We start from the raw sequence: 15,085 nt of genomic DNA on the forward strand, positions 1-15,085 counted from the left end.
CCTGTGGCATCACCCGCCCTCCTGATTCCGGGGCGTGCTTATGCCCTTTCGCGGAGCGATGCTCCGTCTCCAATAACAATCGGCATGAAGAGGTGCGGGCATGGCTCAGGCGCTGGGTTTCGACTTCGGCACGACGAATACGGTTCTCGCCATGGCGGATGGCGGGGCGACGCGCTCGATGGCGTTCACGAGCACGGAGGGTACGGCAGACAGCATGCGCACGGCGCTTTCCTTCATGAAGGATGCCCAGCTCGGCGCTTCGGCGCTGAAGGTGGAGGCGGGCCATGCGGCGATCCGCCAATTCATCGACAATCCCGGCGAATGTCGCTTTCTGCAGTCGATCAAGACCTTTGCGGCGAGCGCGCTGTTCCAGGGCACGCTGATCTTCGCCAAGCGGCATAATTTCGAAGATCTGATGGAGATCTTCGTGCGGCGCCTGCGCAACTATGCCGGCGACAACTGGCCTTCGGATGTCGGTCGCATCGTCACCGGCCGGCCGGTGCATTTTGCCGGCGCCAGCCCCGATCCGGCGCTGGCGACCGAACGCTACAACGCGGCGTTGTCGCGCTTCGGCTTTCCCGAAATCCACTATGTCTACGAGCCGGTCGCCGCCGCGTTCTACTTCGCGCAGAACCTGAAGCAGGACGCCACCGTGCTGGTCGCCGATTTCGGCGGCGGCACCACCGACTATTCGCTGATCCGCTTCGAGACCGTCGCCGGCAAGCTGACGGCAACGCCGATCGGTCATTCCGGCGTCGGCGTCGCCGGCGACCATTTCGACTACCGGATGATCGACAACATCGTCGCGCCGCTAATCGGCAAGGGCAGCCATTTCAAAAGCTTCGACAAGATCCTCGAAGTGCCGTCCAACTACTATTCCAGCTTCGGCCGCTGGAACCAGCTGTCGATCTTCAAGACAACGCGCGAATTCGAGGATCTGAAGAAGCTGGTGCGCACCAGCCTGGAACCGGAAAAGCTCGAAATCTTCATCGACCTGATCGATCATGACGAGGGCTACCCGCTCTATCAGGCGGTGTCGGCGACGAAGATGGCGCTCTCGGCCGCAGAAGAGGCGCCTTTCGATTTCGCGCCGCTTGGCCGCAGTGGACATCGCAGCATCAAGCGCAGCGACTTCGAAGGCTGGATCGCCGATGATCTCGCTCGCATCGAAGGCGCGCTCGACGACGTGCTCGACAAGACCGAGACGAAACCATCGGAGATCGACAAGGTGTTCCTGACCGGCGGCACCTCCTTCGTGCCGGCGGTGCGCCGCATCTTTACCGAACGCTTCGAGCGCGACCGGATCGAAAGCGGCGGCGAGCTGTTGTCGATCGCCCATGGCCTGGCGCTGATCGGCGAACGCGACGACATCGCGCAATGGACTGTGCAATAGAGCAGACAAGAGCGGGCAATCTGTCGCCCGCCCTTTCAATGCCTCTGTCACTCCGCTAAACTTGCCGCATGATCTCCGCCAACGACCTTTCCTCCGCCGAGCTCGCAGCGCTTCTGCATTTCCATGCCGATGCCGGCGTGGAATGGCTGCTGGAGGAAGAGGCGATCGACCGCTTCGCCGAGTTCGAGGCGATGAAGGCCGCCCGCCGTCCGGCGGCACAGGCGCAGCAGCAACGTCCCGCCGCCGGGGAGCGCCCTGCCCCAGGTCAGGCACCGGTGCGCCCGAATGCAGCGGCACGCCCAGCGCCTGCCGAACGCGCAGCGTCCGGCCCACAACCGGCAATCCCGGATGGCGAGGCGGTGCAGCAGGCGCGCTTCGTCGCCGAAACCGCGCGATCGCTCGTCGAGCTCAAGACCGCGATCGAAGCCTTCAATGGCTGCAACCTCAAGCACAGCGCCCGCTCGACCATCTTTGCCAGCGGCGATGCCGAAAGCGGGATCATGGTGATCGGCTCGGCGCCAAGCGCCGAAGACGATCGCGAGGGCATGCCCTTCTCAGGAAAATCCGGCCAGCTGTTCGACAAGATGCTGGGGGCGATCGGGCTGACGCGCTCAGCCATTCTGTTGACGCAGGTCATCCCCTGGCGACCACCTGGCAATCGTGCGCCCTCGGCCGCGGAAATGGACATCTGCCGACCCTTCATCGAGCGGCAGATCGCGCTTGCCGAACCCAAGGCGATCCTGCTGCTCGGCAATTTCTCGGCGCGCTTCTTCTTCGGCGAAAACGATACGATTCACGGGTTGCGCGGCCGCTGGAAGGAGATTGCCGTTGCGGACTGTGTCATTCCTGCCATAGCCAGCCTACATCCGCAGGATCTGTTAACCGCACCTGTAAACAAGCGGCTGGCCTGGAATGACCTGCTGGCTTTTCAGGCGAAACTTAAGTCTCTCTCTTTGCTTAGAAATTAGCCAAAGTTGAATAATTTGTGAATCAGCCTATGCGTTTTTCGCATGGCTGCATCCCGCCGTGATGCATTGCGGAATCTATGCTGCATCGCAATATCAGCTGTGTCTTGGGAGGAATCACAGGAACCAAGGCCATGAACAAGCGTTTTCGTCCTATCCATAGCGGGTTTGAAACCCTGCGCCTCGCCGGCGACCAGGTTCGTTCCACTCAAGGCTACAGCCGTTTCGGCTTTGCCACGAACGAACAGATGATTGCCCGCGGCACCGGCATCAACAGCCGTACGGCGCGCCCGAACGCCATCTTTTCGGACTTCCAGCAATATTGAGCAGAGACTCAAAGTGTGCTGTGTGCTTTGTGCGTCTGAAAAGACGCGCGGCGCTGCAAGCGCTTCGCCTGCCCTTTCGTGTCAAGAGTACCCAACATGTCGACGATCCTGATATCGCTTCTGCGCAACATCGAAACCTTCGAGCACATCCGCGTCGCGGTCTGCGCCGCGCGGGAATATGAGCGCGAGCTTTCGGTCAAGCCGGCCGATGCCGGATCCCGCATTGGCGCAGGTACAGCGGCGATCGTTCTCTAGAACATTTCCGAGTCATGGAAATGCTCTATCTCTTTGTTTTCACGCATTCCGGACGCAAAACCGCTGCGTACTTTTGCTGGAAGCGCTCTGGTCAGATGGCCATTTCCTCGATCTGGGCCTTCGCCCATTCGAAGGCTTCGTCGACATAGGCGAACTTGACCGCCTGCCAGGCGCAATATTCCTCGACGAAATCCCGCGATATCCATAGGTGCGTCTTGCGCGGCTCGTCACGCCAGCCGACGCAGCCGCGTTGCGCCGCTTTTGCCAGCAACCGCTGCAGATGGGTGCGCGACATCATGAAATCGGCCGCGAGCGCGCGGGTTTCGACACGGCCGACGGACAGCCTATCCGGCTCGCTGCTTTCTATAGCCATCCGCGCGATGAAGTTGTCGACGACGAGGCCGCCGGCTTCCGTCCAGAGGAAGAGCGCTACCTGCTCCGGCGGTTCGCGCCAGGCGGCATCTTCGAGGCAATGGCGGGCAATGCGCGGCTGAATGAGCCGCATCAGTGATGGATTTGCTTGAAAAAAGGCGGCCCTTTGACCGCCGTCGAGCAGGTCGAGCGCACCGAGATTGGAGAAAAGCCAGGCAAACATTCCCTGATGGCTGACGTCAGCCGGTTCGAAATGACGCGGCCGCCGCCGCTCGTCGCCCGGCGTGTGGGTTATGAAGCGGTAGGTATAGAGTTCTTCGATGAAAGCGAGCACGGTGTTGCGGCTCGCCACCTTGTGCGCGGTGATGCGCCCGGTCAGCCGAACGGCAGTGAAACCCGACGTCGGGTCGCGCGGATCATATTCCAGGTGGAGGGCATAGGCAGTCTGGGTCAGAAGCCAGCGTTGATGGGAGGCGAGCAGTCGCGCCAGCCGCGGACCGGCATCGAACATGCCGCGCATCTGCCCAGCCAAAAAGCGAATGCTCATCAGAAAGGAAGAGTTCCCCACCAATTGCTCCGCTGTGAATGCCATTATGCTTTTCTCCACCCCCGCTCGCCGGCCAGCGTTCGGAGCAATGACACCGAGAGATCCTCCGGCATCAGCGGCCATTCAGACATGCACAGCTTGGAATAAATGATACTCTCTCATGTTCAACAATCATATTCCGCAGACCGAGGATATCCCAAGAATTCACCATTCTTTTCACTCTTTGAGCGCAATTTTCAAGCCGCTGCAATCCCTGCGTTAAAACCTTGATAAACATACGCTTGCAGGTCTCAGGCTTGCGGCGTCGTGGCCTTGCGCGCCTCTCTCTGCTCGATGCCCAGCTGATGCTCGCGATAGATGATGAAGATGCCGGCGGCGACGACGATGACGGTGCCGATCAGCATGGTCACACTCGGCACGTCGCCGAAGACGAAGTAGGCGACAATGCCGCCGAGCAGGATCGACGTATATTCGAACGGCGCGATGGTGGAGACGTCGGCATGGCGGTAACTTTCCGTCAGCAGGATCTGCGCGACGCCGCCGCAAAAGCCGGCGGCGATCAGATAGAGCGCCGTCGACCATGCCAGGATGAGCCAGCCGAAGGGAAGAGAAGCCAGCGAGAAGACCGAGGCGGTGATCGAGAAATAGAGCACGATCGTCGCCGTCTTCTCTTCCTCGACGAGGCGACGCACTTGGATCATCGCCACGCCGCCGAGAACGGCCGAGAGCAGCACGGAGAGAGCGCCGACGGCCTGTTCTGCTTCCATGCCGCCGTCGCGAAACAGCGTGAGTTTCGGCCAGGAAACGATGGCGACGCCGACGATGCCGGCCAGGACGGCGCTCCAGCGATAGATGCGTACGGTCTCGCCGAGAAAAACGGCAGCGAAGATGACGGCGACGAGCGGCAGCGCATAGCCGAGCGCGATCGCCTCCGGCAGCGGCAGATGCAGCAGGCCGTAGAAACCGAAAGCCATCGACAAGATGCCGATCGTGCCGCGCTTCAGGTGACCGATTGGATTGGCGGTGTAGAAGGCGGCGCGCAACTGCCTGTTATAGGCCAGATAGGCCATGATCGGAAAAAGCGCGAAGAACGACCTGCAGAAGGTGACCTGCCCCGGCGGGATGTCTGAGCCCGCCAGCTTGATGAAGGTCTGCATGGCCAGGAAGACCACGACCGACGAGACTTTTAGCGCAATGCCTCTCATCGGGTTTCTGAGAACCGAGTGCATGATCCTGGCTCTTGATACTGACTTAACCGGAACGGGGAGACGCGTTCGACTCGGGAACGCAGCAGGTGACGTCGCCCATCGTAGCGAAAGAAAAGCCCGATTGGCGAAAAAACCGCAAGCAACATGGGAGAATCACAGAATCGCCGTCAGCCGGGGGCTCAACCGTGCTGCTTATGCTCCACCGCTCTGAAATTTCTCGTTTTGAGCCATTCACCCCGAAAATGTTCATCTCGTGAGGCTGGCCGTTAACCAATTGAAAACCATAGGCAAGCATCGTTTTTATCGCTAATCTCGAAATTTTCTTCACCGCACAACAATTGCCCGCTCCTTTCAGGATCTCATTTGATGAAGCCGCTTAGCGCCGAAACCATTGCCCAGTCGCAGAATGCGACACCGCGCTCCATGCGCGTCGTCACCGACGGCATCAGCACCGACCTCGAGCGCTTCAGCGCCGACAACACCCATATCGTCAAGCAGATCAAGCTGCTGGCGATCAATGCGCTGATCGAGGCGGCCAGGGCCGGCGAGACCGGAAAGGGCTTTGCCGTCGTTGCCAACGAGGTGCAGCGGCTGGCGCAGATCGCGACCGACATCACCGGCAGGTTCGAGAGCAACGTGCTCGGCCGCATCGGCCTCAGCCGCGCCATGGCCGACTCGCTGGTCGAGGAGATGGAGGGCGTTCGCCTCACCGATCTGGCGCAGACACTGGTGCAGCTCATCGTCCGCAATCTCTTCGAGCGCACGGCCGATGTGCGCTGGTGGGCGACGGACCCGGCGCTCTGGCAGGCGCTGCAGAACCCGGGCCGGGAAAGCGTTGCCTTTGCGGCGGAGCGTCTCGACGCCATCAACCGCTTCTACACCGTCTATCTCGATCTCGTCATGACCGATCTCTCGGGCAAGGTGATCGCATCCGCCAATCCCAAGTTCCAGCGCAAGATCGCAGGCACGAGCCTTGCTGGCGATCCGTGGTTCCGCGCGGCGTCGGCCTGCTCCTCCGGCGACGCTTATATCGTCGACGACGTCAAAGCGAGCCCGCTCCACGACGCCAGGCATGCGCTCGTTTATGCCACAGGCATCCGCGAAGAGGGCAAGCTCGACGGGCGGCTGATCGGTACGCTCGGCGTCTATTTCGACTGGCAGAACCAGGGCCAGGCGATCGTCGAGAAAGAGGCCAACCTGCCACCGCAACTGGCGGAAAAAACGACGGTCATGCTGCTCGACGGCAAGAGCCGGGTCATCGCCACCACCAATCCCGCCTTGCTCTTTTCCCATTTCGCGCTCGCCAACCCATCCGGCAAGGCAAAAGGCAGCTACTACGACAATAACGGCTCGATCGTCGCCTTCGCCCGCACTCTCGGCTACGAGGATTACGACGGCCTCGGCTGGTACGGCGTCGTCGTGCAGCAGACGGAAAACGACGCGACGATCAAGGCCGCACTCAACCTGAAGTAGATATTGTCTCGAGCCAGCGGCGTTCATCCGTTTCCAATAAGATATTTTGCCCGCGAACTTGGTGTTCGCGGGCAATTTGCTTTAACTTTAGTTCAGACTTTAATGTAATCATCCCCGGCAAAATTTATGGCAGAGTGCGCCCGCCTCTGCATTCCGCGGTTATCAAATAACGGTCTTCAGGAAACACCATGCGAACAGATACCGGCCAGGTCATTCATCTGGCAGATTACCGTCCCACCGACTTCGTGCTGGAACGTGTGGACCTGACCTTCGAACTCGACCCGACGGAGACAAAGGTCGAGGCACGTCTGATCTTTCATCGTCGCCCGGGCACCGATCCGGCAGCGCCGATCGTTCTCGACGGCGACGAACTGACGCTGTCGGGGCTGCTGTTGGACCAGGTGGAACTGGACCCTTCGCGTTACGACGCAACACCGGAAAGCCTGACGGTGCGCGACCTGCCGGAGAGCGCACCCTTCGAGCTGACGATCACCACCGTCATTAACCCTGGGGCCAATACCAAGCTGATGGGCCTTTACCGCACCGGCGGCATCTACTGCACGCAGTGCGAGGCGGAAGGTTTCCGCCGCATCACCTATTTCCCCGACCGGCCCGATGTGCTTGCGCCGTTCACGGTCAACATCATCGCCGACAAGGACGCCAACCCGCTGCTTTTGTCGAACGGCAACTTCCTGGGCGGCGCCGGCTACGGCCCCGGCAAACATTTCGCCGCCTGGTTCGATCCGCATCCGAAGCCGAGCTATCTTTTTGCGCTCGTCGCCGGCGATCTCGGGGTCGTTGAAGACACGTTCACGACCATGTCCGGCCGCGAGGTGGTGCTGAAGATCTATGTCGAACACGGCAATGAGCCGCGCGCAACCTATGCCATGGACGCGCTGAAACGCTCGATGCGGTGGGACGAAGAGAGGTTCGGACGTGAATACGATCTCGACATCTTCATGATCGTCGCCGTCTCCGATTTCAACATGGGCGCGATGGAGAACAAGGGCCTCAACGTCTTCAACGACAAATACGTCCTTGCCGATCCCGAAACCGCGACCGATGCCGACTATGCCAATATCGAAACGATCATCGCGCATGAATATTTCCACAACTGGACCGGCAACCGCATCACCTGCCGCGACTGGTTCCAGCTGTGCCTCAAGGAAGGCCTGACGGTCTATCGCGACCACGAATTCTCTTCCGACCAGCGCTCACGCGCCGTCAAGCGCATCGCCGAAGTGCGCCACCTGAAATCGGAGCAGTTCCCGGAGGATGGCGGCCCGCTCGCCCATCCGGTGCGGCCGACGACATATCGCGAGATCAATAATTTCTACACGACGACCGTCTACGAAAAGGGCAGCGAAGTCACGCGGATGATCGCGACGCTGCTCGGCAAGGACGGCTTCAAGAAAGGTATGGACCTCTATTTCGACCGCCATGACGGTGAAGCCGTGACGATCGAGGATTTCGTCAAATGCTTCGAGGATGCAAGCGGACGCGACCTCACGCAATTTTCGCTCTGGTACCATCAGGCCGGCACGCCGCTCGTCACCGCATCGGGCAGCTATGATGCGGCGGCCGGCAGCTTCACGCTGTCGCTCGAACAGATGATCCCGGCAACGCCCGGCCAGCCGAGCAAGGAGCCGATGCATATTCCGCTCAGCCTCGCGTTGTTTGGTGAAAACGGCGGCAAGATCGAGCCGACCTCGGTCGACGGCGCGGAATATACCGGCGAGGTGCTGCATCTCACCGGCCGCACGCAGACGGCCGTGTTCCATGGCATTGGCTCGCGGCCGGTCGTTTCGATCAACCGCAGCTTCTCGGCGCCGATCAACCTGCATTTCGATCAGAGCCCGGCCGATCTTGCCCGTCTCGCCCGCCATGAGACTGATCATTTCGCCCGCTGGCAGGCATTGACCGACCTGGCGCTGCCGAACCTGCTGAAAGCGGCACGCGACGCCCGCGAGGGCAAGCCTGTGGTCTGCGAGGCGACCTTCGTCGAGACGCTGATTGCCGCCGCCGACGGCGAGAGCCTCGAACCTGCCTTCCGTGCCCAGGCGCTGGCTCTGCCGAGCGAATCCGATATCGCCCGGGAACTTGGCGGCAACAACGATCCCGATGCCATCCATGCCGGCCGGCAGGCGGTCCTGAAACAGATCGCCGATGCCGGAAAGGATGTCTTTGCCGGCCTCTACGCAGCGATGACGACATCGGGCGATTTCAATCCGGATGCGAAAAGCGCCGGCCTGCGGGCGCTGCGCAATAGCGCCCTCACCTACCTCTCGCATGCCGAAGAGACGCCGACCCGCGCCAAGGCCGCCTTCGATGCGGCCAACAACATGACCGATCTCAGCCATGCGCTGACCATCCTCGCCCATCGTTTTCCCGACAGCGCGGAGACGAGCGAGGCGCTCGCCACCTTCCGTGACCGCTTCGCGGAAAATGCGCTCGTCATCGACAAATGGTTCGCGATCCAGGCCGGCATTCCGGGCGCAAAAACCCTGGGACGGGTCCGCGCCCTGATGGACGATCCGCTCTTCAAGCGCACCAATCCGAACCGGATGCGGTCGCTGGTCGGCACCTTCGCCTTTGCCAACCCGACCGGATTCGGCCGCGCCGATGGCGAAGGCTATCGCTTCCTCGCGGATCAGATTCTCGATATCGACGGGCGCAACCCGCAGCTTGCCGCCCGCATCCTCACCTCGATGCGCTCCTGGCGGTCGCTCGAATCCGTGCGTGCCGATCACGCCCGCTCGGCGCTGATCGAGATCGAGCGGGCCGCCGATCTTTCGACCGACGTGCGCGATATCGTCGAGCGCACGCTTAAAGGGTAATTTGATTCGACCGGCCATCAGGAGAAATTCGGCGGTCGGTCGCCCAGCACCTCGAATCACCTGGAAAAACCCGAGATTATAAATAGTTAACGGATTTTTACCTTTGCCTCTGGACAAGGCGAATCACCCATGATTCTCTAGGTCAGGTTCGAGCGAGCGGCGCGCGAATCACACGAGGGACAAGGCGAAGAGATGATGGACGTGCGGCGGGCAACCGTGGCCGGAGGACGGCTGCGTGTCGATTTTGACGGGCTGAAAGCCTGGCGCGACAGCCTTTCGGGCCATGCGACATCGGAACCACTTCTCCGTTATCTGCCGAAGGCCGAGCTGGTCTTGAAGCGGGCCATCCCGGCGCTGATCGTCGCCTTCCTCTCCGTCGTCGCCGCCTCGCATTTCTTCGGCATGATGAGCGAATATGGACGTCTGGAAGCCTCGGCCCGCCATGCCACCGCACTTTCGGCAGCGACCGCCTCTGCGGTGTTTGCCGATGCGGCCGACATCTTCGACAGCGGCGATATCACCGGGGCGCAGGGGCGCCTTACCAAATACCTGCCGCAGGACCGGCTGGGCAGCGGCGCTTTCGTGCTGCTCGTGCAGGCAAGCGGCAAGGTTTTTGCCGCGACCACCGCCGGGCTTTCGCATGTTGGCAGCAATGTCGGCGATTTCTTCCCCGAGGTCTCGGCGATCCGCCGGTTCGGCGATCGCGCCGGCGTCATCGAAACGACGATCGGCGGCGTGCCCCACTATGCCGAGATCACGCTGATGGGCAATGCCGGCGGTTACATCGTCGCTGCCACCTCGCTCGACGAAATCGATCGGCTCTGGCGCGAGGAACTGGCGCTCAACGTCACGCTGTTTGCCGGTATCTCCTCGATCCTGCTCGTCATCCTCTATGCCTATTACACGCAGGTAAAGCGCGCCCGCGACGCCGACGACATCTTCCTGGAATCGAACCTGCGCGTCGAGACGGCGCTGTCGCGCGGCCGCTGCGGCCTCTGGGATTTCGATTTCGAGAACCGCGAATTCTTCTGGTCGCGCTCGATGTACGACATGCTCGGCCTGCCGGGCTCCGACAAGACGATGGGTTTCGGCGAGGCCGCCCGGCTGATGCATCCCGATGACGGCGGGCTCTACGAGATCGCGCGCGCCATCGGCAAGGGCGCTTCCGGCCAGGTCGATCAGATCTTCCGCATGCGCCATGCCGGCGGCCACTATGTCTGGATGCGGGCACGTGCCCAGGTGATCCGCAGCAATTCCGGCCGCATGCACCTGATCGGCATCGCCATGGACGTGACCGAACAGCATCGGCTCGCCCAGCGCTACGCAGAAGCCGACCAACGCCTGGCTGACGCCATCGAATGCACCTCGGAAGCCTTCGTGCTCTGGGACAAGAACGATCGGCTCGTCATGTGCAACACGCATTTCCAGCAGGCCTATGGCCTGCCGGACAGCGTGCTCGTGCCCGGCACCGAGCGCTCGACCGTCAATGCCGCCGCCGCCCGGCCTGTCATCGAACGGCGGATTTCCGATGCCGACGGCTCCGGCTATTCGCGTACGACGGAGGTGCAGCTTGCCGACGAGCGCTGGCTGCAGATCAACGAGCGGCGCACCCGCGACGGCGGCAGGGTCTCGGTCGGAACCGACATCACGCTGATGAAACGCCATCAGGAGCGGCTGCGCGAATCCGAGCGCCGGCTGATGGCGACGATCGGCGATCTGTCCGCCTCGCGCCAGACGCTGGAGATCCAGAAATCCGAGCTTTCGACGGCCAACGCCAACTACCAGGCGGAGAAGGAACGCGCCGAGGCCGCCAACAAGGCGAAATCGGAATTCCTCGCCAACATGTCGCATGAGCTGCGGACGCCGCTCAACGCCATCCTAGGCTTCTCGGAAATCCTGCAGAACCAGATGTTCGGGCCGCTCGGCTCGCTGAAATACGACGAATATGCCCGCGATATCCATGACAGCGGCAAACATCTGCTCAACGTCATCAACGACATTCTCGACATGTCAAAGATCGAAGCCGGCCATGTCAGGCTGCATTGCGAGCGCATCGATCTTGTGCCGCTGATCGAGGAAAGCCTGCGCTTCACCGCCATGCCCGCGGCTGAAAAGAACATCGTCATCGAACAGCGCATCTGCTCCGGCCTGACGCTGATGGCCGACCGCCGGGCGATGAAACAGGTTCTGCTCAACCTGCTCTCCAATGCGGTGAAGTTCACCGACAATGGCGGCCGCATCGCGCTGCGCACCCGCCGCGTCGACGGCGCCGTCGTCGTCACCATCGCCGACACCGGCATCGGCATTCCACGCTCGGCGCTGTCGAAGATCGGCCAGCCCTTCGAGCAGGTGCAGAGCCAATATGCCAAGAGCAAGGGCGGTTCCGGTCTCGGGCTCGCCATCTCCCGCTCCCTGACCTCGCTGCATGGCGGCCGCATGAAGATCCGCTCACGCGAAGCGGTCGGCACCGTGATCTCGCTGCGCATTCCCGACGATATTTAGGTGTCGGACAAAGGGCCCGAATGATGCGCTCATCCCGGCCCCTAACTGGTTTTCACAGCTAGCTGGCAGCCACAGCCTTTCATTGCGGGTCGACGCTGAGTGATGCCGTCAGACGGCAATCTTGCCGCCGCCGGCCTTGGTGATCGCAACGACCGCAGGACGGACCGGCATATCAGGCTTGAAGTCCGGCCAGCGGCTGACGCGGACCGCTTCTCAGAAAAGCAGCGCAAAAACGGCGATCACGCCGTCCTCACTTTTCATTGCTCCTCCTTGATCTCGTGAATTTGTCTTTTTAAAACATAGGCTTATTGCACTTCAAGTGATTGTCAACAAATGTCGAACAGTTCGTCGCTGTTTCGGGAAGGCTGAGCACCCGCTAGGGAAACGCTGCACGCAATGTGCTGTCAAAACAATTCAAGGATCAGCGATGTTTTCCATTAAGTCCGCCCTTGTTGCCGGTGTCCTGGCACTTGCGTCCTCCACTGCATATGCGCAGACCATCGATGTTCCTGCCGGCACCTACCGGGCGGATGTGACCCATACCAACGTTCTGTGGAGCGTCGTCCATTTCGGCCTTTCCAACTATATCGGCCGCTTCGACAAGATTTCCGGGACGCTCGAGCTCGACCCTGCGGACGTTACGAAGTCGAAACTGACGGCAACCATCGACCCGACTTCTGTCAGTACAAACTATCCGGCAAGCGACAAGAGCTTTGATGCAGAGATTGCCGGTGAGATGTTCTTTGATGCGGCCAAGTTCAGCGAGATCACTTTCGTTTCCACGGCCATCGACGTCAAGGACGGCAAGACCGGAACCGTCACCGGTGACCTGACGTTCCACGGCGTCACCAAGCCCGTCACGCTCGACGTTACCCTGAACGCAGCGCTCAACCCGCACCCGATGTCCAAGAAGCCGACCGTCGGCTTTTCAGCAACCGGCGTGATCAAGCGCTCCGATTTCGGCGTCGCCGCTTTGGTCGGTCCTGTCAGCGACGACGTCAAACTGACCATCGAAACCGAGTTCGTCGCTCAGTAGGTGTTCGTTGCCGGCGCAGCCCGACATCGTCGGGTTGCGCCGGCTCTTTTGCGTTCCCATTGAGACCACTGGAAGTCACCCATGTCAGCTACACATTCGGTCCGGGCCTACAGCATGGGTGCAATGATCCTGCACTGGCTCATCGGTGCGCTCATCCTGACCCAGCTTGCCATGGGTTTTCTGATGAGCCGCGTGGAGAGCGTTCCAGATACGCTGCGTTTTGCGATGTTCCAGTGGCACAAGACGTTCGGCATCGCGGTCCTAACCTTGACGATCGCCCGCATCGCCTGGCGCCTGTTCCACACGCCGCCCGCGCATGCGCCGATGAGACGGGCGGAACAGGTCGCGGCCGGCATCGTCCATGCACTGTTCTATGCGCTGATGCTGGTCGTGCCTTTGACCGGCTGGCTGCTGGTGTCGGCGTCCTCTACAGGGATTCCCACCCTTCTGTTTCTCTCCGATGCCCTGGTCTGGCCACATCTGCCCATTCCGGTCTGGATGCGCGCAACGGTTGAGGCCGCGTCCGAGAATGCGCATGTCATTCTGGCCTATGGTTTCGGGTTGCTTCTGGTTCTGCATGTGGCCGGCGCGCTCAAGCATTCGGTGATCGACCGGATGCCCTCCTTTTCGCGAATGATACCTGTCGGCTGGCTGCGCCGGATGCCCTCCTCCGCAATCGGCGTGCTGGTCTCCGTCGTTCTGGCACTGTGCTTTATCGGCGGCGGACTGTTGATCTCCAGAACGGGCGGCACTGCATCCGTCAATGCCGCGGACCTTGGATCGACTGAAGCATCGCCATCCGGCTGGGTGATCGATAAAACGAAGTCTGCACTGACCTACACGATCAATTTTTCCGGAACGCCGACTGCCGGCACGATCGGAAAATGGGACGCATTCATCGAATTCGATCCGGACAATCTTGGCGCCGCCAAGGCGCGGATTGCCATAGATGCCGCCTCCATCGATTTCGATAATTCATTCGTCAGGCCCAATATCGGCGGCGACGACGGCCTGCAGACGGCCACCCATCCGCTGGTGGAGGTTGTGCTCGACCATTTCGAAACGGCGGGCGAGGCCTATTTCGGCAAGGGCTATGCCCTTGTCCGCGGTGTGACGGTGCCTGTGTCGGTCCCGTTTACGATGCAGCGCGACGGAGCGGGACGGGCCATCGTTGCCGGCACGGCGGAGCTGGATCGTCTGGCCCTTGGACTTGGCCGTCAGAATGACGGAAAGGGTGAATGGCTCGACAAGGTCATCCGCGTAACCTTCAAGCTCGAAGCGACGCCGTCCGGGCCGATGAGCTAAGCCGGAAAGTCGTTGGATTTGCGCTGGATCACGGTGCAGACGTTGGAGCGCCACTACTCATTCTGAAGCACTATTATCCCGAAGAACAGCCGCGGCAAGGTCTGGAAGTTATACAGAGACCTTGCCGCTCCATTTTATTTGGCAAGCGGTCTCGGCGATCCAGGGTCACGACCAGAGCCGACCTTCGTCAGCCGTTCGATGCGGCGGTGAAAACCGCCAATTGAGCCGCGAAAGCACGCTTGTATGCCGGCCGCGCTTCGGCCCGGGCGACATAGGCGGAGAGGTTCGGATATTCCTCCAGTATGCCTGATCCTTTCAATCTGAGAAGCACCGTCACCATCAGCAAGTCGCCGGCGCTGAACGCACCGTCGAGCCAGTCGGCATCGCCAAGGCGACGGGAAAGATCGCCCAGCCGTTTTCGGATGCTGACCTCAAGGCCGGAAAGGCGCTGATCGTACCAAGGCTTATCGCGCTCGAGGATCGTGACGAGAGCGCGGTCGAAGATCGGCGGTTCCACGGTGTTGAGCGCGGCAAACATCCATGTGAGCGCGCGTGCCCTGGCATTCGCATCGTCCGGCAATAGGCCCGCATGGCGCTCGCCGATATGAAAGACGATCGCTCCGGACTCGAACAGTGCGAGATCGCCTTCTTCATAGGTCGGGATCTGCCCGAAAGGCTGCAGTGCGAGATGGGCGGGTTCTCTCATCGTCTTGAACGAAACAAGACGAACGTCGTAAGGCTGGCCCACTTCTTCGAGCGCCCAGCGAACGCGCATGTCACGCGCCAGACCCCTGCCGCGATCGGGCGACCGTTCAAAGGCGGTAATGGTAACCGTCATTGGTGTTCTCCATAGCTTTGTCCTGAAG

Annotated in this window: 12 protein-coding genes; 9 read left to right on the forward strand and 3 right to left on the reverse strand. The window is 61.0% G+C overall.

From position 1 onward, the window contains the following. Nucleotides 1-100: 100 nt before the first annotated feature. The 4 genes from V8P77_RS21500 to V8P77_RS21515 all read left to right on the forward strand — a co-directional run bounded on the left by V8P77_RS21500 (nt 101) and on the right by V8P77_RS21515 (nt 2,939). Complete coding sequence (locus tag V8P77_RS21500; RefSeq protein ID WP_077976075.1) at nt 101-1,393, forward strand: Hsp70 family protein; 1,293 nt, start codon at nt 101-103, stop codon at nt 1,391-1,393. 68 nt (nt 1,394-1,461) lie between these two features. Then, nucleotides 1,462-2,361, forward strand: coding sequence for a uracil-DNA glycosylase (locus V8P77_RS21505; RefSeq protein ID WP_335914165.1), 900 nt, complete (start codon nt 1,462-1,464; stop codon nt 2,359-2,361). Between the two features lie 131 nt (nt 2,362-2,492). Next, nucleotides 2,493-2,684 carry a hypothetical protein gene (locus V8P77_RS21510; RefSeq protein ID WP_003546802.1) on the forward strand — a complete coding sequence of 64 codons (192 nt, stop codon included), beginning with the start codon at nt 2,493-2,495 and terminating at the stop codon, nt 2,682-2,684. A gap of 96 nt (nt 2,685-2,780) precedes the next feature. After that, nucleotides 2,781-2,939, forward strand: a complete 159-nt coding sequence (locus tag V8P77_RS21515) for a hypothetical protein (RefSeq protein WP_164902133.1) — start codon at nt 2,781-2,783, stop codon at nt 2,937-2,939. 91 nt (nt 2,940-3,030) lie between these two features. On the opposite strand, the gene V8P77_RS21520 is transcribed toward V8P77_RS21515, so the two are convergent. Together V8P77_RS21520 and V8P77_RS21525 are read right to left on the reverse strand one after the other, a co-directional pair. Continuing rightward, nucleotides 3,031-3,903: a hypothetical protein gene (locus V8P77_RS21520; RefSeq protein ID WP_027665169.1), complete on the reverse strand. Its 873-nt coding sequence runs from the start codon at nt 3,901-3,903 to the stop codon at nt 3,031-3,033. A 245-nt stretch (nt 3,904-4,148) separates the two neighbouring features. After that, complete coding sequence (locus V8P77_RS21525; RefSeq protein ID WP_335914166.1) at nt 4,149-5,087, reverse strand: DMT family transporter; 939 nt, start codon at nt 5,085-5,087, stop codon at nt 4,149-4,151. 345 nt (nt 5,088-5,432) lie between these two features. Here V8P77_RS21525 and V8P77_RS21530 point away from each other — a divergent pair, with 345 nt between their 5' ends. The 5 genes from V8P77_RS21530 to V8P77_RS21550 all read left to right on the forward strand — a co-directional run bounded on the left by V8P77_RS21530 (nt 5,433) and on the right by V8P77_RS21550 (nt 14,219). Further along, nucleotides 5,433-6,539, forward strand: coding sequence for a methyl-accepting chemotaxis protein (locus V8P77_RS21530; RefSeq protein WP_335914167.1), 1,107 nt, complete (start codon nt 5,433-5,435; stop codon nt 6,537-6,539). Nucleotides 6,540-6,727: 188 nt separating this feature from the next. Continuing rightward, nucleotides 6,728-9,376, forward strand: a complete 2,649-nt coding sequence (gene pepN, locus V8P77_RS21535; protein ID WP_335914168.1) for an aminopeptidase N — start codon at nt 6,728-6,730, stop codon at nt 9,374-9,376. A gap of 192 nt (nt 9,377-9,568) precedes the next feature. Continuing rightward, nucleotides 9,569-11,878, forward strand: a complete 2,310-nt coding sequence (locus V8P77_RS21540; RefSeq protein ID WP_335914169.1) for a PAS domain-containing sensor histidine kinase — start codon at nt 9,569-9,571, stop codon at nt 11,876-11,878. Nucleotides 11,879-12,305: 427 nt separating this feature from the next. Next, entirely contained in the window at nt 12,306-12,914 is a 609-nt protein-coding gene (locus tag V8P77_RS21545) for a YceI family protein (RefSeq protein ID WP_335914170.1), read from the forward strand. An 81-nt stretch (nt 12,915-12,995) separates the two neighbouring features. Continuing rightward, nucleotides 12,996-14,219: a cytochrome b/b6 domain-containing protein gene (locus V8P77_RS21550; protein WP_335914171.1), complete on the forward strand. Its 1,224-nt coding sequence runs from the start codon at nt 12,996-12,998 to the stop codon at nt 14,217-14,219. 187 nt (nt 14,220-14,406) lie between these two features. Here the strand turns inward: V8P77_RS21550 and V8P77_RS21555 are convergent, their stop codons facing one another. After that, entirely contained in the window at nt 14,407-15,057 is a 651-nt protein-coding gene (locus V8P77_RS21555) for a glutathione S-transferase family protein (RefSeq protein WP_335914172.1), read from the reverse strand. Nucleotides 15,058-15,085 lie beyond the last annotated feature (28 nt).

Source organism: Rhizobium aouanii (assembly GCF_037002925.1).
Lineage (GTDB): Bacteria > Pseudomonadota > Alphaproteobacteria > Rhizobiales > Rhizobiaceae > Rhizobium > Rhizobium aouanii.